Source organism: Agrobacterium sp. 22117 (genome assembly GCF_052045735.1).
In the GTDB taxonomy this organism is placed as follows: domain Bacteria; phylum Pseudomonadota; class Alphaproteobacteria; order Rhizobiales; family Rhizobiaceae; genus Agrobacterium; species Agrobacterium cavarae.
On the sequence record NZ_JBQEPP010000003.1, the window covers coordinates 628642 to 648480 of the forward strand.

At 58.0% G+C, this 19839-nt stretch carries 20 protein-coding genes; 4 read left to right on the forward strand and 16 right to left on the reverse strand.

Going from position 1 to position 19839, the window contains the following annotated elements; genetic code table 11:
• Positions 1-23: 23 nt before the first annotated feature.
• From lpxB to ACTJKV_RS11590, 14 genes are all read right to left on the reverse strand, one after another.
• Positions 24-1208 (reverse strand): lipid-A-disaccharide synthase, encoded by a 1185-nt coding sequence (lpxB, locus tag ACTJKV_RS11525; protein ID WP_274102499.1) that lies wholly within the window; start codon positions 1206-1208, stop codon positions 24-26.
• A complete protein-coding gene (locus tag ACTJKV_RS11530) occupies positions 1205-2113 on the reverse strand; it encodes an LpxI family protein (protein ID WP_440598702.1) in 909 nt (302 codons plus the stop codon). The genes lpxB and ACTJKV_RS11530 overlap by 4 nt, the downstream gene beginning before the upstream one ends.
• The gene (gene lpxA / locus ACTJKV_RS11535; protein ID WP_274102502.1) at positions 2076-2888 is read right to left on the reverse strand and encodes an acyl-ACP--UDP-N-acetylglucosamine O-acyltransferase; all 813 of its coding nucleotides are present in this window, start codon (positions 2886-2888) and stop codon (positions 2076-2078) included. The genes ACTJKV_RS11530 and lpxA overlap by 38 nt, the downstream gene beginning before the upstream one ends.
• Positions 2885-3352, reverse strand: a complete 468-nt coding sequence (gene fabZ / locus ACTJKV_RS11540; protein ID WP_062427442.1) for a 3-hydroxyacyl-ACP dehydratase FabZ — start codon at positions 3350-3352, stop codon at positions 2885-2887. Before fabZ ends, lpxA begins: the two co-directional genes overlap by 4 nt.
• The gene (gene lpxD, locus ACTJKV_RS11545; protein WP_274102503.1) at positions 3345-4409 is read right to left on the reverse strand and encodes a UDP-3-O-(3-hydroxymyristoyl)glucosamine N-acyltransferase; all 1065 of its coding nucleotides are present in this window, start codon (positions 4407-4409) and stop codon (positions 3345-3347) included. Before lpxD ends, fabZ begins: the two co-directional genes overlap by 8 nt.
• A gap of 49 nt (positions 4410-4458) precedes the next feature.
• Entirely contained in the window at positions 4459-6783 is a 2325-nt protein-coding gene (gene bamA / locus ACTJKV_RS11550) for an outer membrane protein assembly factor BamA (RefSeq protein WP_130979501.1), read from the reverse strand.
• Between the two features lie 199 nt (positions 6784-6982).
• Positions 6983-8104, reverse strand: coding sequence for an RIP metalloprotease RseP (gene rseP, locus ACTJKV_RS11555; RefSeq protein ID WP_162236286.1), 1122 nt, complete (start codon positions 8102-8104; stop codon positions 6983-6985).
• A gap of 61 nt (positions 8105-8165) precedes the next feature.
• Positions 8166-8999 (reverse strand): phosphatidate cytidylyltransferase, encoded by an 834-nt coding sequence (locus ACTJKV_RS11560; protein WP_274102505.1) that lies wholly within the window; start codon positions 8997-8999, stop codon positions 8166-8168.
• Positions 8999-9742 (reverse strand): isoprenyl transferase, encoded by a 744-nt coding sequence (locus tag ACTJKV_RS11565; RefSeq protein ID WP_062427447.1) that lies wholly within the window; start codon positions 9740-9742, stop codon positions 8999-9001. Before ACTJKV_RS11565 ends, ACTJKV_RS11560 begins: the two co-directional genes overlap by 1 nt.
• A 66-nt stretch (positions 9743-9808) precedes the next feature.
• On the reverse strand, positions 9809-10366 hold the full coding sequence (gene frr, locus ACTJKV_RS11570) for a ribosome recycling factor (RefSeq protein WP_062427448.1): 558 nt from the start codon (positions 10364-10366) through the stop codon (positions 9809-9811).
• 70 nt (positions 10367-10436) lie between these two features.
• The gene (pyrH, locus tag ACTJKV_RS11575; RefSeq protein ID WP_274102507.1) at positions 10437-11159 is read right to left on the reverse strand and encodes a UMP kinase; all 723 of its coding nucleotides are present in this window, start codon (positions 11157-11159) and stop codon (positions 10437-10439) included.
• Positions 11160-11359: 200 nt separating this feature from the next.
• On the reverse strand, positions 11360-12286 hold the full coding sequence (gene tsf, locus ACTJKV_RS11580) for a translation elongation factor Ts (protein WP_062440869.1): 927 nt from the start codon (positions 12284-12286) through the stop codon (positions 11360-11362).
• A 269-nt stretch (positions 12287-12555) separates the two neighbouring features.
• The gene (gene rpsB, locus ACTJKV_RS11585) at positions 12556-13323 is read right to left on the reverse strand and encodes a 30S ribosomal protein S2 (protein ID WP_062427450.1); all 768 of its coding nucleotides are present in this window, start codon (positions 13321-13323) and stop codon (positions 12556-12558) included.
• 190 nt (positions 13324-13513) lie between these two features.
• Positions 13514-14353, reverse strand: coding sequence for a cell envelope integrity EipB family protein (locus ACTJKV_RS11590; RefSeq protein ID WP_274102508.1), 840 nt, complete (start codon positions 14351-14353; stop codon positions 13514-13516).
• Between the two features lie 117 nt (positions 14354-14470).
• Here ACTJKV_RS11590 and ACTJKV_RS11595 point away from each other — a divergent pair, with 117 nt between their 5' ends.
• The 4 genes from ACTJKV_RS11595 to ACTJKV_RS11610 are packed head-to-tail and all read left to right on the forward strand — an operon-like array spanning position 14471 to position 17307.
• Positions 14471-14941: a RidA family protein gene (locus ACTJKV_RS11595; RefSeq protein WP_062440866.1), complete on the forward strand. Its 471-nt coding sequence runs from the start codon at positions 14471-14473 to the stop codon at positions 14939-14941.
• Positions 14938-15681, forward strand: a complete 744-nt coding sequence (locus tag ACTJKV_RS11600) for a glycerophosphodiester phosphodiesterase (protein WP_274102509.1) — start codon at positions 14938-14940, stop codon at positions 15679-15681. Before ACTJKV_RS11595 ends, ACTJKV_RS11600 begins: the two co-directional genes overlap by 4 nt.
• Positions 15678-16868 (forward strand): GNAT family N-acetyltransferase, encoded by a 1191-nt coding sequence (locus ACTJKV_RS11605; RefSeq protein WP_274102510.1) that lies wholly within the window; start codon positions 15678-15680, stop codon positions 16866-16868. Before ACTJKV_RS11600 ends, ACTJKV_RS11605 begins: the two co-directional genes overlap by 4 nt.
• Before the next feature lie 19 nt (positions 16869-16887).
• The gene (locus ACTJKV_RS11610) at positions 16888-17307 is read left to right on the forward strand and encodes an HIT family protein (protein WP_062440858.1); all 420 of its coding nucleotides are present in this window, start codon (positions 16888-16890) and stop codon (positions 17305-17307) included.
• Between the two features lie 136 nt (positions 17308-17443).
• Here the strand turns inward: ACTJKV_RS11610 and eno are convergent, their stop codons facing one another.
• Both eno and kdsA read right to left on the reverse strand, forming a co-directional pair.
• Positions 17444-18718, reverse strand: coding sequence for a phosphopyruvate hydratase (gene eno / locus ACTJKV_RS11615; RefSeq protein WP_062427456.1), 1275 nt, complete (start codon positions 18716-18718; stop codon positions 17444-17446).
• 217 nt (positions 18719-18935) lie between these two features.
• The gene (kdsA, locus tag ACTJKV_RS11620; RefSeq protein ID WP_274102511.1) at positions 18936-19784 is read right to left on the reverse strand and encodes a 3-deoxy-8-phosphooctulonate synthase; all 849 of its coding nucleotides are present in this window, start codon (positions 19782-19784) and stop codon (positions 18936-18938) included.
• Between the last annotated feature and the right edge of the window lie 55 nt (positions 19785-19839).

A 19839-nucleotide genomic window follows, 5' to 3' on the forward strand; every position in this document is an offset into this window, starting at 1 on the left:
GAAGCTGTGGCAAAGCACCCGGCCTATCGTTTGCCCGTCTTCATCCTGATCGTCTGCAGCAAGATCGCAGCACCCTGCTCCCCTGGCGGGATGTCCGTCTGTAGCCTTTTCTGCACCAGCTCAAACCCCTCCAGCATGGCGCAACGCTGAATGGTATCGGACGACAATCTCTCCGCCCAGCGCAACATCGAGCCTGAACGGACCACTTCATTGAAGTATTCCGGTACCAAGGCGTAGTCTGCGATCAGATTGGGGAGCGCGCCGGTCCACGTCTTCACCCGCTTGCTGAGCATCGTGAAAATCCAGTCGGTCTTATAAACAGAAACCACCGGAACATGGCAAAGCGCGAGTTCCAGGATGACTGTGCCGGAAGCCGCGATCGCCGCATCCGCCTCGGCAAAACAACGCCACTTGAACGCCGTGTCGGTGCCAATCTCCGGTCGGATCGCCTCAAGCCAGGAGGCGGCAAGTTCCCTTATTCGCTGCTCCTGTCGCGGAACAGTCGGCAGCACGAACCGCGTCGGCCCGTTCCTCTCCACGAATGCACTTGCAGCCTGCTGGAACGGCTCCATCAAACGCGTGGTTTCTGTCGAGCGCGAGCCCGGCAGAAGAAGGATTGTCCGTGTGTCACCGGCAGCTGGCACGGGACGCAAAGCACGTTGTGCGCGCACCGCCAGAACGTCCGGATCGACACTGAGGCGGTGTCCGACAAATGTTGTTGCTGGACCGCCAAGGCGCTGCATGGCCTCCGGTTCGAAAGGCAACAGTGCCAGCACATGATCGACATAGGAAAGCATCGCCGTCGCACGGTACTCTTTCCAGGCCCAGACGCTGGGGCAAACGTAGTTCACCACCGGCAGGTCTGGCAGCGCCTTTCGCACGCGCTTTGCAACACGGTGGGTGAAATCGGGACTGTCGATGATCAGAAGTGCATCCGGCTTGTAGGCGATAATGGCATTCGCCGTTTCCTTGATGCGGGAAATCAGTTGCGGCAGTTTCTTCAGAACCTGGGTGAAGCCCATGATCGACAATTCGGAGTAGTCGAACAGAGAGTTCAGGCCCTCAGCCGTCAGTTGTTCACCGCCAATACCAAAGAGCTCCACCTGCCCCGGATATTGTGTCTTCAGCGCGCGAACAAGGTCGGCGCCCAAGAGATCGCCGGAGACTTCGCCTGCCACCACCGCAAGTTTCAGCACGCCTTCCGTCACATCATGTCTCCCTCAAGCGCGGTGTCGATGCCGCAAACGAACAGGCCTGCCGCATCGGCAGCTCTCAACATCGCGTCACGATCGAGAACAAACGCCCTGCCCGCCTCAATGGCTATTCCGGCAAGACCGGCCTTCGCCGCGTTCTCGACGGTGGAAGGGCCTATGGTGGGAAGATCGGCGCGAATATCCTGTTGCGGTTTGCAGAGCTTGACGAGAACGCCCCTGCGGCGCTGCGAGATGCGTCCGGCAGCACGAAGTGCGGCGACCCGCTCCAGCATGCCATCAGTCCCCTCAACGCCTTCCAGGGCAACGATGCGTCCACCAACGGAAACTGCACCCTGCCCGACATCCAGCACGCCGAGCGCCAACGCCGCTTGAGCCGCTTTTGCGATGTCTCTACGATCCTCGTCACTGGGCTTGATCTTGCCGAGCGGGCCGGTGGTTGCAAGAAGTCCAGGCGCAATCTCATGCGCGCCGATGACGCGAGCGCCCTGCGCTTCGATCAGGCCAATCACCATTTGCAGTACGGTGTCGTCACCGCCCGACAAAAGCGTGCGGATGATCGACGGCATTTTGGCGATCATCTTCAGGTTCGGGCGGATTTCCCGCCATTCGGGACGGCGTGCCACGCCGCCGGAAAGAACCACGCGGTCGATGCCATGCGTGCTTAGAAGCAGGCCCAGGCCTTTGACATCGCCAACACTGATCGAGGCATTTTCGAACTCTGACCAGTCGAGATCGGCTTCGTTCTTCAGGCGGATGATCAGCGGGTCCTCTCCCGCCGATCGTGCGGCAAGCGCCACATAAAGGGGAAGAGAACCACTGCCGGCGATGATCGCCAGACGCTGGTCGCCCATCGCCACCGCGTTACTTGCCGCGGTTCGGCGAAGAGATCGCCCGGTCATTGGCGGCCGCGATGAAATCGATGATCTCAAGCGCTTGTGGGCAATCCAGATACTCCTCACGAATGGCAGCCGCATTGGCGCGCACATTGCCTTCGCTCTCGAAGATCTGCTTGTAGGCCCGGCGAACGGTGTGGATATCGGCCCGCTCGATGCCCGCACGCGTCATGCCGACTACGTTAAGCCCACTCAAGATGCCGGGATTGCCATTCAGCATTCCATAGGGAATGACATCGTAGCTGACAGCCGAAAGGCCGCCGATGAAGGCCTGGCGACCGATGCGGGTGAACTGGTGCACCGCGCAGCCGCCGCCGAGAATAGCCTTGTCCTCGATACGCACATGGCCGGCAAGCATCACATTGTTCGACAGGATGATCTCGCTGCCAAGAATGCAATCATGCGCCACATGCGAATTGGCGAGAAAGAGGTTGTCATCGCCAACAACCGTTCTGCCGCCGCCATCCGAGCTGCCCGTATTGATCGTCACGCCTTCACGGATCGTGCAGCGCGCGCCGATATCGAGTGTCGTTTCGGAACCGTCGTGACGGATCGCCTGCGGCTGACCACCGATGACGGCCATGGGGTGGATGACGGTTCCCTCACCCACCACAGTGCGACCGGTCACCACTGCATGGTTCAACAGCTTGACGCCATCGCGCAAACTCACCTTCGCGCCGACATGAGCGAACGCGCCGATCTCGACATTCTCGCCGATAATCGCGCCATCCTCCACGACGGCCATGGGATGGATCTTGGCTGAGGCCGCAACCGCGCTCATTGCTGATCCTCTGGGATCATCATCGCGCCGACATCCGCCTCGGCAACGAGAGAGCCATCGACCTTGGCCTCGCAGTGGAACTTCCAGACATTGCCGCGCTGACGCTGCTTGACGACGTGGATTTCCAGTCGGTCACCAGGCACGACAGGCTTGCGGAAGCGCGCATTGTCGATCGTCATGAAATAGACGAGATATCCACCGCCATCCTTGTTGCGAGCGCAGATCGCACCTGCCGTCTGCGCCATCGCCTCTACGATCAAAACGCCAGGCATGATCGGACGGTCAGGAAAATGACCGGTGAAATGCGGCTCGTTGACCGTCACATTCTTGATGCCGATCGCAGAATTATCGCCGTCAATGTCGATGATCTTGTCGATCAGCAAAAAGGGATAACGATGCGGCAGCAGCTTCATCACCTCAAGGATGTCAGCCGCGCCAAGCGTCGTTTTCGTCTCTTCAGACATTCTTGTCTCCTGTTTTCCTATCGCGTTCTTCTGCGCGGGCGAGAATATCGGCCATATCACGCAGGAAATGTTTTATCGGGCGCGCCGGCGTTCCACCGACCTTTGCGCCTGCCGGCACGTCTGACACCACGCCGCTCATGGCCGCGATCTGTGCACCGTCACCAATGGTGATATGGCCGTTGATCCCAGCCGCGCCGCCAATCATCACGCCGTCGCCAATGCGCGTGCTTCCGGCGATGCCGACCTTGCTGACGATACCGCAATGACGACCGATGCGAACATTATGGCCGATCTGGACCTGGTTATCGATCTTCGTGCCTTCACCGATCACCGTATCATCCATCGTACCGCGATCGACCGTGGTATTCGCGCCGATCTCGACGTGGTCTTGAATGATCACACGACCGATCTGCACGATCTTGATCATGCCGCGCGGTCCAGGAGCATAGCCGAAACCATCCTGGCCGATACGCACGCCGTTGTGGATAATGACGCCATTTCCGATAAGAGCCGAGAGAACGCTCGCGCCGCCGGCAATCGTACAGTCACGCCCGATCTGAACCTCAGCGCCAATGATAGCGCCGGGGCCGATCCGCGTGCCGGAACCGATGTGAACATTCGCTCCGATAACGGCGAATGGCTCAACGATGACGCCGGATTCGAGCTTTGCGGTGGGATCGACATGCGCCGAAGTCGATACCCCCGTCTCTTCAGGCGTGACGGCGGAAGGCCGCATGGCTGAAGGGTGCAGAAGCTCACCGGCCTGCGCAAAGATCGTGTGCGGGTTCTTGCAGATGAGAGCAGGAATATGATCAGGCACGATGCTTTTCAGCGACTCGTCACAGATAACGGCGGCCGCATCGCATGTCAGCAACTCATCCCGGTTCTTGCGAGACAGGATATAGCAGAGCTGGTCCTGCTTGGCGCGCGACACGGGCGCAATCGACCTCACGAGTCGATCGCCAAAGGCCTCATCAGACAGTTCCGCCCCAAGACGGACCGCGATTTCTTTCAATCGCAGGCCTTCGTGGGGCGGAAAAAAAGCATTGTAGTCCATCAAACGGATACTCCAGAACATTCAAACTCGCAGTTCTGGACTGCCGATATCAGAAAGTGTTGGACATGCCAAACCGGAAACGCTGTTCCTCGTCGTAGCTTTCCTTGGCAATCGGAACAGCGTAGTCGACGCGCAGCGGACCGAACGGAGACGCCCACATGATGCCGATACCGGCAGATGCACGGATCGAGCTATCGTCCTGAACGCCAGCCGAATTCGCAACCTTGTTGCCATAGAGCGTGCCGGCATCGACGAAGCCAGCAAGACGCAGGCCGACGTCTTCCGGAACGAGCGGCATAGGTGCGGTGACTTCAGCCGAAGCCGCAAAGTAAGTCGTGCCGCCGATCGCGTCGGAGCCGATGCGCGGACCGATACCATCGTTCTTGAAGCCACGGATCACACGGCCACCGATCTTGAACTGATCGAAGACGTAGAGATTGTCACCGGTTGGAACGACGTAACCGGCCTGGCCTGTCAGCGAGCCGATGATGTCATATTCATCCGACAGCGAATGGTAGTAACGAACCTTACCGTAAATCTTGTAGTATTCGGAATCGCCGCCGAGACCTGCAAACTCGTTGGTCAATGCAGCCTGCCAGCCTTCGCGTGGCATGTTGCGGTCGTCCAGCGTGTTGTAGTTCAGCGTGTTCGAAATAATCGACTGACTCCAATCACCACCTGCAATCAGGTCACGATAAGGAGCGGCAAGATTTGCTGGATTGTTCCAGTCGCCCTTACCGTCGTAGCTGAACTGCTTATAGGTGTACTTGAACGTCGTACCGAGGTTTTCCGTAATCGGCGCGGTCACGCGGAGCGAGAAACCCTGTTCGTCGTAATTGTAGAACTCTTCCTTGCTGCTCTGGCTCTTGAAGATGTCAAAACCAGCCGCAAGACGATAGCCGAGGAAGTATGGCTCGGTGAAGGACAGCGTGTAGCTGCGCGCATCATCCTGACCCGCACCAGCAGCAACGCGGATGTACTGACCGCGACCGAGGAAGTTCTTTTCTTCGATCGAGGCTTCCAGCAGCGCGCCGTCGTTCTGCGAGTAACCCGCACCGATACCGAAGGAGCCTGTCGGCTGATCTTCGACATCCACAACGATCACGACGCGGTCAGGAGCGCTGCCCTGCGAGGTGCTGATATTGACCTTGGAGAAGTATCCAAGCGCTTCGAGACGACGCTTAGCAGCGCTGATCACCGTTTGGTTGAACGCGTCGCCTTCGCTGATGTCGAACTCGCGACGAATGACGTAGTCACGTGTGCGCGTGTTGCCACGGATTTCGATGCGTTCGACGTAAGCGCGCTCGCCCTGATCGACGATGTAGGTCAAGCCAATCGTGTTGCCAGCCAGGTCGCGGTCACCGCGCGGCGTCACACGGGCAAAAGGATAGCCTTCCGCCGCAACGCGCTTGGAAATCGCTTCCATGCTCTGCTGCACTTCCTTGGCGCTGTAGTAAGAGCCGGACTTCGTGTAGACAAGGCCCTGGAGCTGCGAACCATCAATGCCAGGCACCGTGGATTCAACGGCCACATTGCCGAAGTCGTAACGCTGGCCTTCGTCCACCGTAATGGTGACAGTGTACTCGTTGGTCGCCTCGTCGAGGACGGCATTCGAGGACACGACGCGGAAATCGGCGTAGCCACGGTTGTAGTAGAACTGGCGCAGCGATTCTTCGTCGGCGCGCAGCTTGTCTTCATTGTAGACGTCCTTGCGTGTCAGGAACGACAGCATGTTGGACTTCTTGGTGTTGATGACGGCAGCCAGACGCCCATCGCTATAGGCATTGTTGCCGACGAAGTCGATGCGCGCGATCTTGGTACGCTCACCTTCATTGATCTGGAAAGCAAGGTTGACGCGACCCTGACCAACCGGCACGACCTGGGTCGTAACCTGCACGTCGCTGCGGCCGATATTCGCGTAGGCTTCCTTGATGCGAGCGATATCCGCCGTCACGATCGTCTGATCATATGGACCAAGAGACTGCGTCTGGACGACAGCCTGAAGCTTGTCGTCCTTGATCTTGCGGTTGCCGTTGAAGACCACCTGGTTGACGAGGTTGTTCTCGCTCACCGTCACCACGAGGGCATTGCCTGCCACGCGCATGCTGACGTTGGAGAAATAGCCCGTTGCGTAAAGACGCTTTACCGATTCATCGATATCGGAATTGGAAAAATTGCGACCGGGAGCGATCGTAATGTTGGAACGAACAGCATCCGCACCGGAGCGTTCAGCACCGCGAACATCGATTCTGCTGACGACAGCTGCATTGGCAACACCGGCAGAAGCAAGCACCCCCAAAGCTGCAATCGAAGAAACACCAGCAGACAGCGCAACCGCCGATACCGCGTTCAAAAACTTTGAACCAGCCTTCATTTCAAATCTTACCTTTTCCCGTTGTCCCTCAGCGGGCGGAACCCGACTCCGGCCATCTGCGTCGTTTTACCTGCTTTTCCTCTACAAGCAAGCCCGACCGTTAATTTCTGTTTACTTCGCAAGCCACCGTGGCCCAATCGCCACTTTGGCTTCAAAACAAGGTAAACACCCTCTTAAAAAAACAGCTCGAAACGCCCCTTTAGCCGATCAAGCTGCTGATATCGTTCCAAGTCGCAAAAACCATCAGACTGAAAATCATGGCCAGACCGATGCGGAATGCAACCTCTTGCGCGCCCGACCCGACCGGTCTGCCGCGCACCGCCTCTATCGCATAAAACACCAGATGGCCGCCGTCCAGAATGGGAACGGGCATGAGGTTCAGTAGTCCAATGGAAATTGAAAGAACAGCGGCAAGCTGGATCAGCGCACCGACGCCAAGTGTCGCCACCTGTCCAGATGCCTGCGCCACACGCACCGGTCCGCCCAGCTGATCGGCATTCATCCGTCCCGTGACGAGGTTGCCGATATAGTTGAAGGTGCCCGTAATGACATGGCCGGTTTCTCGCACACCCTCAACCAGCGCCTCCACCGGCGTGTAGCTCACATGGCGGAAATTGCCGCGCGTCTGGTCGGTGGTGATGCCGATGATTCCAAGCTCGATCTTGTTGCCGAACTGGTCCGTCGTTTCCGTGCGTGTCGGCACCATGGGCAGCGACAGATCGCGGCCATCTCTCTCCACGGTAACATTGATTTGTGTGCCCGGACGGATGGAGACATAGCGACGGACGTCCTCAAACGTCTGCACCTTTTCCCCGTCGATCGCGATCAGCCGGTCACCCGGCAGAATACCAGCAGTCTGGGCAGCGCTGTCAGGACGCACCTCAGACACGACAGGATCGGAAATCATCCGGCCATAGATCGTGAAGAGCACCGTGAAGATCAGGATCGCGAGAATGAAGTTGGCAATGGGGCCTGCAGCGACGGTCGCCGCCCGTTTCCAGAGCTTGGCACCAGCGAGCGTGTGCGACCTCTCTTCCAGCGTCAGCCCGGAAAGGCCATCGCTGTCGGGCTTGCTGGAGACATCCTCATCGCCGAAGAATTTGACGTAGCCGCCAAGTGGCACGGCCGAGATCTTCCAGCGCGTCCCACGTTTGTCGGTAAAACCGATTAGTTCCGGGCCGAAGCCGACGGAAAATGCAGTGGAGCGAATGCCACACCAGCGCCCGACGAGGTAGTGCCCCATCTCATGGACGAAGACGAGCAGCGAAATCACGAGGATAAATGGCACCATATAACCGGTCAGAAAATTAACCGCAGCCATCACAGTGTCCATATTATTCCCGATTCCCTATGTCGCGTCTCTCGTCATCTATCTGCTCAGATCAGAAGCCGAGCAAGATACCATCGCCTGATCCTGGCACATCGCCGGTTACTGCCGCGTGAACCACTGCAATCAGGAATACGGTAAAGCAGGCGAAAACAAGACCGTCAACCCGGTCCATGAACCCGCCATGGCCTGGGATAAGATTACTGGAATCCTTCACTCCGAACCTGCGCTTGATGAAGGATTCGAACAGGTCGCCGATCTGGCTGAAAATGGAGAGCGCCAGCGCCAGCAACAATACCGTCAGCGAGATGCTTCCATGATAGGCAAGAGTAACGGCGCCACCCGCTACCAGGCCGAAAAACGTACCCCCGGCAGCGCCGGACCACGTCTTGCCTGGCGAGATCGAAGGCGCAAGCTTTGGACCGCCGATCGCGCGGCCGACGAAATAAGCCAGAATGTCCGTCGCCCAGACGATCGCGAAGACAAAGAGCATGGCCACAAGGCCGGTTGATTCTTCGCCGCGAATGGCCGCAAGCGAAATGCCGCTCAGCGCCGAATAGACGATCCCGCCAACGAGCCACCGGTTTGGACCGCGAAGAATCGGAAACAGCGCTGCGGTGATGGCAAAACCGGAAAGCAGCGGGAGATCGAGAGAGCTCTCACCAAAGATCGTGTTGCCGCTCATGACGGCAACTGAGAACCAGCCCCAGGCATAACCCGTCGGATTGGTGTCAGAGAGCTTTGTGATCGTGCTCCACTCATAATAAATGAGGAGCGACAGAAGGCCGGCGATGGCGCGGAACATGATCCCGCCATACCAGGTCGCGGTCAGAATGACTGCGGCCATCACGATGCCCGAAATGATCCGCAGCTTTAATTCGCGGCTCATCAGGCGCCTGCCATCGCAACTTGAGTGGACAGGCCACCAAAGCGACGATCTCTCGTCATATACTGATCGATCGCAGCCACGAGCGTCTGACGATTGAAATCAGGCCAGTAGTCGGGAATGAACAGGAATTCGGAATAGGCCGCTTGCCACAACAGGAAGTTCGACAAACGCTCCTCACCGCTTGTGCGGATAATGAGGTCAGGATCAGGAATGCCCGCCGTGTCCAGACGCGCGGAAATCGCGTCTGGCGTGATCGCAGAGGCATCGATCCGACCTTCGGCGACATCGCGGGCCAGCGACGCCGCTGCGCGCGCAATTTCATCCCGCGCACCGTAGTTGAACGCTATGATGAGTGTGAGCGCGGTGTTGTCGCGTGTGGTCTGCTCTGCCTCTTCCAGCAGAGCGCGGATATCATCCTTGAGCCCGACCCTGTCGCCAATCACGCGAACGCGCACATTCTCCTTGTGAAGCTCTGCTAGGTCGCGGCGAATGAATGCCTTGAGGAGACCGAGAAGATCTGAAACCTCCGATTGAGGCCGGCGCCAGTTTTCCGAAGAAAACGCAAAGAGTGTCAGATATTTCAAGCCGCATTCGCCCGCAGTTCGAACGGTCTCACGCACGGCCTCCACGCCCCGCCGATGGCCCATGATGCGCGGCAAGCCGCGCTGCTTGGCCCAGCGACCGTTACCATCCATGATGATGGCGACATGTTCAGGCAACAGGGAAGGTGCGGTTTCCGACATCTCAATCCATTCAGGCAGTGCGGAGTTCAACAAGCTAAATCAATGCGAGGCTTGGCGATACGCCAATTATACCTGCATGATTTCCTTTTCTTTCTCAGCGAGCAAGCGATCAATTTCAGAAATCGTGTCATCCGTCATCTTCTGAACTTTATCAGACTTGCCACGGCTTTCGTCCTGGCCGATGTCACCGTCCTTTTCGGCCTTTTTTAGACCTTCCATGCCGTCACGACGAACATGGCGAATGGCAACCTTGGACTTTTCGGCATAATCGTGAGCAACCTTGACGAGCGACTTTCGGCGCTCTTCGTTGAGCTCAGGCAGTGGAATACGCAGGTTCTGGCCATCCACGATCGGGTTGAGACCGAGATTGGACTCGCGAATAGCGCGGTCCACAGCGCCCACCATGGATTTGTCCCAGATGTTCACACCAAGCATGCGCGGCTCGGGAACGGTGATGTTGGCAACCTGCGAAAGCGGCACGCGAGAACCGTAGGCGTCGACCGTGACGGGATCGAGAATGTTGGCAGAGGCGCGTCCGGTCCGCAGCGATGCAATGTCGCTCTTGAACGCGTTGATGGCACCGTCCATGCGGCGCTTGATGTCATTGAGGTCAACACCACTCATCTTGATACTCCATTTCGTTCTGGCCTTGGCGGCCCATTATCTTGACCGACGCCTTTAGAGCCGCCGGTGATTATGCGTCGTGCACGATGGTCTTGAGACCGCCACCCGTCAATATTTGGGCGAATCCGCCCTTCTCATGGATCGAGAACACAATGATCGGAATGTGGTTTTCGCGCGCAAGCGCAACCGCTGCCACATCCATCACGGCAAGCCCCTTGGCTAGCACTTCGGAATGCGTCAATTCGTCGAAGCGGGTTGCGGTCGGATCCTTCTTCGGATCGGCCGAATAGATGCCATCGACCTGCGTTCCCTTGAAGATGGCTTCCGCACCCATTTCGGCGGCGCGAAGGGCTGCGGCGGAATCGGTGGTGAAGAACGGGTTGCCGGTACCACCAGCGAAGATCACCACCCTGCCCTGCGACAAATGATGGATGGCAGCGCGCTGCGAGAAGCTCTCACAGATTTCCGGCATGGCGATGGCAGAGAGAACAACCGTATCGATCTCCAGCTTGCGCAGAGAGGTTGCAAGCGCCAGCGCATTGATGACGGTCGCCAGCATGCCCATGTGGTCGCCGGTCACGCGGTCGCCACCCTTGGAAGCAACGGCCACGCCGCGGAAGATATTCCCGCCGCCGACAACGACACCAACTTCGACGCCCATGGCCCGCGCTTCGGCAATATCGGAGGCGATACGGTCAGCGACGGCCACATCGATGCCGAACCCCTGATCGCCCATAAGGGCTTCGCCGGACGCCTTGAGCAGAACACGTTTATAGAGCGGCTTGGAAGACATCATGACTCCTTTAAGCAGGTCGCGCAAAGATCCGGGATCGGCTTTGCAGCAATGGCAGGCGAAACATAAAAAGTCCGGAGCTGCAAGAACATCTGCAAACTTTTTCCGGGCAATGCGAATTGTAACCGGAACGCGGATACACGAAGGGCACCGCGTTGTCACGCGATGCCCCGGAGTTTTCCAATATTTGGGTAAAGGGATCAGCCCTTTGCGACAGCTGCAACTTCCGCAGCGAAATCGCTTTCTTCCTTCTCGATGCCTTCGCCGAGAAGCAGGCGAGCCATGCCGACAACTTCGATCTTGGCGCCGGCTTCCTTTTCAGCTTCCTTGATAGCAGCCTCAACCGTCAGGTCGGGGTTGATAACGAAAGCCTGGGACAGAAGAGCAACTTCTTCAAAGAACTTGCGCATGCGGCCATCAACCATCTTTTCGATGATGGCTTCCGGCTTGCCGGATTCGCGAGCCTGTTCGATGAAGACGTTGCGTTCGCGTTCTGCAACAGCAGCGTCGACTTCTTCGGCACGGATAGCAAGCGGGTTGGTCGCAGCAACGTGCATGGCAACCTGGCGGCCGATCGAGGTCAGAACGGCCTTGTCGCCTACGGACTTCAGGGCAACCAGAACGCCGAGCTTGCCGATGCCGTCGCCAGCTGCGTTGTGGACGTAGGTCGCAACAACGCCGTGCTCGACTTCGAGGAGAGCTGCGCGACGCAGAGCCATGTTTTCACCGATCGTAGCGATCGCGTCCTTGATGGTGTCGGCAACCGACTTGCCTGTTGCCGGATAGGTGGCAGCAGCGATCGCGTCGACAGAACCATTAGTCGTCAGCGCAACGGAAGCAACGCCACGGACGATGTCCTGGAAGGCGTCGTTACGGGCAACGAAGTCGGTCTCCGAGTTGATTTCGACGACGACAGCCTTGTGGCCGGCAGACGCGATACCGATGAGACCTTCAGCAGCGGTACGGCCCGACTTCTTGTCAGCCTTGGCGATACCCTTGGCGCGCAGCCAGTCGATTGCCGCTTCCATGTCGCCGTTGGTTTCAGCCAGCGCCTTTTTGCAATCCATCATGCCTGCGCCAGACTTTTCGCGCAGTTCCTTTACCATTGCGGCGGTGATTTCGCTCATTGTGTGCCTCTTGTCGGTTCGGTCGGTCACGGCAGTCTTGCCAGGCCGAAATCGGATTGTGGGAACGAATGTACCCGGAACTGTGACAGGCTGATGAAACAGCCGCCACGAAACTTGAGAAACCAGCCGCTGTTCCCTTTGGCGCCGATCGCTGGATCGACGGGGTGCTGCGGCTTGAAACGAACAAGGCCGTCGAACGTGTAGTCCAGAACGGCCTTGTCTTATCCTGATGGAAAAGGCGGCGCGATCGCGCCGCCAAAAGGCCAATATCAGGCGTTGGCTTCGTCTTCGAGAGCAGGCTCTACCGGAGCTTCTTCGGAAGCGCCGAGGTCACGGCCGGAAGCGCCCTGCTGACGTGCGATACCGTCGATGGCAGCGCGGGCAATCAGATCGCAGTAAAGCGAAATGGCGCGCGAAGCGTCGTCGTTACCCGGGATCGGGAAATCGATGTGGTCCGGATCGCAGTTGGAGTCGATGATGGCGACAACCGGAATGCCAAGACGCTTGGCTTCTTCGATCGCGATCTTTTCCTTGTTGGTGTCGATGATGAACATCAGGTCCGGAACGCCACCCATATCGCGGATACCGCCGAGAGCCTTTTCAAGCTTCTCGCGTTCGCGCTCAAGGTTCAGACGCTCCTTCTTGGAGTAGCCGGAAGCATCCGAGTTCAGGATTTCGTCAACCTTGCGAAGACGCTGGATCGAGTTCGAAATCGTCTTCCAGTTGGTCATCATGCCGCCGAGCCAACGCGAGTTGACGTAGTACTGAGCGGAGCGCTTTGCGCTGTCTGCGATGATTTCGGAAGCCTGACGCTTCGTGCCAACGAACAGAACGCGGCCACCACGAGCAACGGTGTCGGAAACGACCTGAAGCGCGCGCGACAGCATCGGAACGGTCTGAGCCAGGTCGATGATGTGGATATTGTTACGATCGCCGAAAATGTACGGCTTCATCTTCGGGTTCCAGCGATGTGTCTGGTGGCCGAAGTGAACACCAGCTTCCAGAAGCTGGCGCATAGAAAAATCGGGCAATGCCATGCCTTGTTACTCCTTTTCCGGTTGAACCCCCGCGAAGCGAACAGCACCGTTTGACCGGTACCACCGGGCGGAATGAACCGGATTTCTCCCGGAACACCCCAAGCTTCGCGTGTGGAATGGTGTGCCGCATACAGCGGCCTTCGCCAAATTGCAAGCATGCGGCGTCAAAAAACGCCAGTATCGTCACATTTCAGCGTACAGGCGGCGCTTCACACGTCTCAGGCGTGAGAACATCGAGCTTGGCCAGCTTGCCTGTCAGAACGAAGTCACCGTAATCCATCGTCAGATCTCGGGTGATTCCGTTCTCGTAAAGCTTGAACGACATGCGATAGATCGGCAGCGAATCCGTCCCGGTCTTGTCGTTGTAATAGGCGATGGTCACCGGCCAGAATGGCGCCTTGGCGAAATCGCCGGCAACACTCGCTTCGGCGTCGCCATCCTTCGGTGCCTGCTGCTTGCCGACCAGCGTCGATGTGATCAGGCTCTCATCGCCGTCATCCGAGCCGTCGAAGACGCGCGACTCAAAGATACGCTTGCCGAGCTTGGCGTTCTCGATGACCTGATACATATGCTCGGTCGGAAATTCGCCAGGAACGAGATCGATTTCGCGCGAGTCCGGCTTGGTCAGATCCACCTTCATCTTGCCATCGACGTCTGCGGCCGAGCCGATGACTTCCTTGTCGAGCTTGTCGTCGGTAAAGGATTTGGTCTCGAAGGTGAATTTCTTCGAGACGGCATCTTCGAATGTCGTGGTCTGCTGGTCGGTCATCCGCACCGCATCGCCGGTATTGATCTGGGTGACGAAGCGGAAATCGGTCTTGTAACCCTTGCAGGACGAGCCGGTGAATTCATAGACCATGCGTCCGGTCATGCCTTCGATGCCGGAGCGATCCGACGCATCCTTGAGTTCGAGATCGTAGACGGCGCGGTGGGAGATCAGATTGGGAACGCTGGCAGGCACGGCACTTGCGATGCACGGCATGAGGCCCACGCCAGCGGCAAGAACGAGAGCGAGGTTCCTGACGATCATTCAATAACTCCTGTTGGACTCATCGCTCATACTGTACAAGCAACCGTCCGGCTTTTCGACATCATGACCTGAATGCCGGATTTTTGAAAGATTTACAACCAAAGCGGAAACGGAAAAATGTCAGACGCCATCGAAGCTCGCCTCAAGGAACTCGGATACACTCTTCCCGCCGCAGCAGCCCCTGCTGCCAACTATGTTCCCTTCACGATCAGCGGCAATCTGCTTTATATTTCCGGACAACTGCCGATGGAATCCGGCAAGATTGCGGTGACGGGCCATGTCGGTCGCGATGTCGATGTCGCAACCGCGCAAAAGGCGGCCGAGCTTTGCGCCGTCAACATTCTGGCGCAGGTCAAGGCAGCCTTGAACGGCGATCTCTCCAAGGTGCGCCGCGTGCTAAAGCTCAACGGCTTCGTCGCCTCCGTCCCGGAATTCACCGAGCAGCACCTCGTCATCAACGGTGCATCGAACCTCATTGCCAATGTCCTGGGTGATGCCGGAAAGCATGCACGTGCCGCCGTCGGCATGGCGTCGCTTCCGTTCAACGCCGCCGTCGAAATCGATGCCATCGTGGAAATCGACGCATGACATTGAAACTATCCTGGCTGACGGCCCAACCCGTCGCCCATCGTGGCTATCACGATCTCAACAAGGTGGTTTGGGAAAACACGCTCTCGGCTTTTACCCGCGCCATCGAAGCCGGCTACGCCATCGAATGCGATGTGCAGCTGGCGGCCGATAGCGTTCCCGTGGTCTTTCACGACGACGAGATGACCCGCCTCACCGGCATCAAAGGCGATGTGCGTGAGCGCACATCTGCCGAACTTGGGATGCTGTCGATCGGGCAGACCAGGGATCGCGTTCCCACACTGAAGCAACTGTTGAAGCTTTGCGCCGGTAAGGTGCCGCTCGTTATCGAGCTCAAGGGTCGTGAGGGCGAAGGCGTCGATGACGGCTTTGCCGAAGCGGTTCTGGAAGAGCTAGAGGGCTATCAGGGTCATGTGGCACTGATGAGCTTCGATCATCATCTCCTAAAGGATTTGAAGGCGGCACGCTCTCCCTGGCCGTTGGGTCTGACCGCAGAAGGCGCCAATCCGGAAGATTTCTTCAAGCATGATGAAGCGATGCAGATCGGGCTCGATTTCATCTCCTACTTCTGGGGTCACCTGCCCAACAGCTTCATCGAAGCGCAGAGAAAACTTGGCTTCCCGGTGATTACCTGGACCGTGCGGGATGAAAATGCCTTGGAGAAGTCCTATACATATGCTGACCAGATAACGTTCGAGGGGTTTGTCCCCAACAGCAAGGACCAGTCAGCCACCGCATGAGCGACGAATACACCATTCGCGTTGCACAGTCCTTCAAGGACATCGCTCCGGAAAGCTGGAACAGCCTTTCCGGAGCATCCAGGCTACCGTCGGCCACGCCGTACAATCCCTTCATTTCGCACGCCTTTCTGTCCGCGCTGGAAGAATCCGGATCGGCCACGGCAAAGACCGGCTGGCTCGGCCAGCATCTCTTGCTGGAGCGCAGCGACGGGAGATTGATGGGGGCGGTTCCCGGCTACCTCAAGAACCACAGCCGCGGCGAATATGTCTTCGACCAGGGATGGGCAGACGCGTTCGAACGCGCAGGCGGCCGCTATTATCCCAAGCTCCAATGCTCGGTCCCATTCACGCCTGCAACCGGTCCACGCCTGTTGACGACGGGGCTGGACGTTGCAGCCTTCCAGCAGGTCCTCGCCTCAGGTCTCCAGCAGGTGACAGAGAAGCTCGGCATCTCTTCGGCACATGTGACCTTTGCAAATGAAGATGAGATCGAAGCCCTGGAGGATGAGGGTTTTCTGCATCGCACCGATCAGCAGTTTCATTTCATCAATGAAGGCTATCGTGATCACAGCGATTTCCTCGACGCGCTGTCATCGCGCAAGCGCAAGACCCTGAAGAAAGAGCGGCGCTCGGCGCTGGAAAACGGCATCGAGATCGACTGGCTGACCGGCAGCGATCTGACCGAAGATATCTGGGATCAGTTCTTCACCTTCTACATGGATACCGGCAGCCGCAAATGGGGCAAGCCTTACCTCACCCGCGCCTTCTATTCCCTGATCGGCGAGCGCATGGCAGATGACATCCTGCTGGTAATGGCCAAGCGTGAGGGTAAATATGTTGCCGGCGCCATCAACTTCATCGGCGGCGACGCATTGTACGGCCGCCACTGGGGCTGCATCGAGGACCATCCCTTTCTGCATTTCGAAGTCTGCTACCATCAGGCGATCGATTTTGCGCTTTCCAAGGGTTTGAAGCGTGTGGAAGCCGGCGCTCAGGGCGAGCATAAGCTGGCACGCGGCTATACGCCGGTGACCACCCATTCCGCCCACTACATTGCCCATCCCGGCCTTCGCCACGCCATCGCCGATTATCTGGAGCGGGAACGCAGCGAAGTCGAACAGATTAACGACTATCTTGAAGACCATAGCCCGTTTCGCAAAGGCGAACGGCAGGAAGACGACGACTAAAGTTTTGAGGGAGCAGCCCGTGACAGCCTACGATGACAACAACATCTTCGCAAAAATCCTCCGGGGTGAAATCCCCTGCGTAAAGGTCTACGAAGACGACCATACACTGGCCTTCATGGACGTGATGCCCCAGGCCCCGGGTCACCTACTGGTGATCCCGAAAACCGGCTCGCGCAACATTCTCGATGCCGATCCAGACGTGCTGACAAAGACAATCCCCGTCGTCCAGAAGCTCGCCGTCGCCGCCAAGGAAGCCTTCGATGCTGATGGCATCTACGTAGCGCAGTTCAACGAGCCAGCCGCTGGCCAGACGGTGTTCCACCTGCATTTCCACATCGTACCGCGCAAGGACGGAGAGCCATTGAAGCCGCATAGCGGCGCGATGGCGGATGTGGAGATGCTGAAGGCTCACGCAGAGAAGATCAAACAGGCGCTGTAAAACCCGCTCCCGACCCGTCGACCGTCGACCGTCGAGAACAAATACCGCATCGCTGACACAAAAAACCCGCCGAGGCCATCGGCGGGTTTTCTATTATTAGGGCCTATGGAAAGCCCCAAAAATATCACAGTTCAAATCAGCTGCGAAGAATGGAGCGGCCAGCGTAAGCAGCCTGCGGACCCAGCATCTCTTCGATACGGATCAGCTGGTTGTACTTCGCCAGACGGTCGGAGCGCGACAGCGAGCCGGTCTTGATCTGACCGCAGTTGGTGGCAACCGCGAGATCGGCAATCGTGGAGTCTTCCGTTTCACCCGAACGGTGAGACATGACCGCTGTGTAACGTGCCTTGTGGGCTGTTTCGACAGCGTCGAGCGTCTCGGTCAGAGAACCGATCTGGTTGACTTTGACGAGGATGGAGTTGGCAACGCCCATCTTGATGCCGTCACGAAGGCGCGCGGAGTTGGTAACGAAGAGGTCGTCACCGACGAGCTGTACCTTGGAGCCGATCTTGTCGGTCAGGTACTTCCAGCCTTCCCAATCGTCTTCGGCCATGCCGTCTTCGATGGAAATGATCGGATACTTGCCTGCGAGTTCTGCGAGGTAATCGGCCATGGCTTCCGGCTCGAGCGTGCGGCCTTCGCCTTCCATCTCGTATTTGCCGTTCTTGAAGAACTCGGTCGAGGCGCAGTCGAGAGCAAGAGCGACGTCGTCGCCCGGCTTGTAACCGGCCTTTTCAACCGACTTCATGATGAAGTCCAGCGCTTCCGGCGCGCTCTTCAGGCCAGGGGCAAAACCGCCTTCGTCGCCGACATTGGTGTTATGGCCCTGCGCTGCCAGTTCCTTTTTCAGAACATGGAAGATTTCCGCGCCGATGCGCACCGCGTCACGGATGCTTTCCGCGCCGACCGGCATGATCATGAATTCCTGGAAGTCGATCGGGTTGTCGGCATGTGCACCGCCATTGATGATGTTCATCATCGGAACGGGCAGCAGGTGGGCGTTCGGGCCGCCAACGTAGCGATAGAGCGGCAGGCCGGTTGTTTCGGCAGCGGCCTTGGCAACGGCGAGCGATACGCCGAGGATGGCGTTTGCGCCGAGGCGAGACTTGTTCGGCGTACCATCGAGCGCAATCAGCGTCTGGTCGATGTGGATCTGGCTTTCGGCATCGAAGCCGCCAAGCGCATCAAAGATCTCAGTGTTGACGGCCTCGACGGCCTTTTCAACACCCTTGCCGCCATAGCGCTGTCCGCCATCGCGCAGCTCGACTGCCTCGTGAGCGCCGGTGGATGCGCCCGATGGAACGGCAGCGCGACCGAAGGAGCCGTCTTCGAGGTACACGTCGACCTCGACCGTGGGGTTGCCACGGCTATCGAGGATTTCGCGTGCGATGATGTCGGTAATGGCTGTCATGGTCTCTCCCTTGGGACTGGAACAGATGAATTTCAGTCGCTTGTCTTAGAGCGCATCGGCAAAACTGTGAAGCCGTTTTCGAGCCGGACGGCGGATAAGCGATTCTGAAAAGTGTGAAAGGTCATTGCCACTTCGCTGTAGACGAAGCGTGAGAAATTACAATGACGACGCCCAGCATCAGGCGTCGCCCAACCTATAAAAATCGATTAGGCCAAAATCAGGCAGCCTTGGCGATGGCATCAAAAGCCAGAAGCTTCTCCAGAAGCTTCGGCATATCCTTCAGATGAACCATGTTGGGTCCGTCGGAAGGGGCATTGTCCGGGTCTTCATGGGTCTCGACAAACAGGCCTGCAATGCCGACGGCCACGGCTGCGCGCGACAATGTCTCGACGAATTCGCGCTGACCACCGGTCGACCCACCCTGCCCGCCTGGCTGCTGCACGGAATGCGTCGCATCGAAAACCACCGGCGCACCGAGCGAGGCCATGATCGGCAGCGAGCGCATGTCGGAGACAAGCGTGTTATAGCCGAACGATGCGCCGCGTTCGCAGAGGAGAACATTCGGATTGCCGCTCTCATTCAACTTCGCCAGCACATTCTTCATGTCCCAGGGCGCCAGGAACTGCCCCTTCTTCACGTTGATCACGCGACCGGTCTTCGCGGCGGCGATCAGAAGATCGGTCTGGCGACTGAGGAAGGCCGGGATTTGCAGGACATCGACGGTTTCGGCGACAATGGCGCACTGCTCTTCCGTATGGATGTCAGTCAGGACCGGAAAGCCATATTCCTTCTTAAGATCGGCAAATATCTCCATGGCCTTGTCGAGACCGATGCCACGCTGTCCGGAGAGCGATGTGCGGTTGGCCTTGTCGAAGGATGACTTATAGACAAGCCCGATGCCGAGCCTGCCGCAAAGCTCATGCAGCGTGCCGGCAATCATGAAAGCGTGGTCGCGGCTTTCCATCTGGCACGGGCCGGCGATCAGCGAAAACCGCTCCGTGTTGGAGAAGGCGACAGCGCCTTTGCCTTCGCCAGCGACCACTTTCAAATTGTTCTTCACAGTCATCTTATTCCTCACGACACATGCGCCGGACATCGCCGGCAACCGCTTAACTTGCGAT

Bases quoted from the DNA above. Each gene is read 5' to 3' on its own strand.
- ACTJKV_RS11530 (WP_440598702.1), bottom strand. From the start codon at position 2,113: ATGACCGGGCGATCTCTTCGCCGAACCGCGGCAAGTAACGCGGTGGCG.
- lpxA (WP_274102502.1), bottom strand. From the start codon at position 2,888: ATGAGCGCGGTTGCGGCCTCAGCCAAGATCCATCCCATGGCCGTCGTG.
- fabZ (WP_062427442.1), bottom strand. From the start codon at position 3,352: ATGTCTGAAGAGACGAAAACGACGCTTGGCGCGGCTGACATCCTTGAG.
- lpxD (WP_274102503.1), bottom strand. From the start codon at position 4,409: ATGGACTACAATGCTTTTTTTCCGCCCCACGAAGGCCTGCGATTGAAA.
- bamA (WP_130979501.1), bottom strand. From the start codon at position 6,783: ATGAAGGCTGGTTCAAAGTTTTTGAACGCGGTATCGGCGGTTGCGCTG.
- rseP (WP_162236286.1), bottom strand. From the start codon at position 8,104: ATGGCTGCGGTTAATTTTCTGACCGGTTATATGGTGCCATTTATCCTC.
- ACTJKV_RS11560 (WP_274102505.1), bottom strand. From the start codon at position 8,999: ATGAGCCGCGAATTAAAGCTGCGGATCATTTCGGGCATCGTGATGGCC.
- ACTJKV_RS11565 (WP_062427447.1), bottom strand. From the start codon at position 9,742: ATGTCGGAAACCGCACCTTCCCTGTTGCCTGAACATGTCGCCATCATC.
- frr (WP_062427448.1), bottom strand. From the start codon at position 10,366: ATGAGTGGTGTTGACCTCAATGACATCAAGCGCCGCATGGACGGTGCC.
- pyrH (WP_274102507.1), bottom strand. From the start codon at position 11,159: ATGTCTTCCAAGCCGCTCTATAAACGTGTTCTGCTCAAGGCGTCCGGC.
- tsf (WP_062440869.1), bottom strand. From the start codon at position 12,286: ATGAGCGAAATCACCGCCGCAATGGTAAAGGAACTGCGCGAAAAGTCT.
- rpsB (WP_062427450.1), bottom strand. From the start codon at position 13,323: ATGGCATTGCCCGATTTTTCTATGCGCCAGCTTCTGGAAGCTGGTGTT.
- ACTJKV_RS11590 (WP_274102508.1), bottom strand. From the start codon at position 14,353: ATGATCGTCAGGAACCTCGCTCTCGTTCTTGCCGCTGGCGTGGGCCTC.
- ACTJKV_RS11595 (WP_062440866.1), top strand. From the start codon at position 14,471: ATGTCAGACGCCATCGAAGCTCGCCTCAAGGAACTCGGATACACTCTT.
- ACTJKV_RS11600 (WP_274102509.1), top strand. From the start codon at position 14,938: ATGACATTGAAACTATCCTGGCTGACGGCCCAACCCGTCGCCCATCGT.
- ACTJKV_RS11605 (WP_274102510.1), top strand. From the start codon at position 15,678: ATGAGCGACGAATACACCATTCGCGTTGCACAGTCCTTCAAGGACATC.
- eno (WP_062427456.1), bottom strand. From the start codon at position 18,718: ATGACAGCCATTACCGACATCATCGCACGCGAAATCCTCGATAGCCGT.
- kdsA (WP_274102511.1), bottom strand. From the start codon at position 19,784: ATGACTGTGAAGAACAATTTGAAAGTGGTCGCTGGCGAAGGCAAAGGC.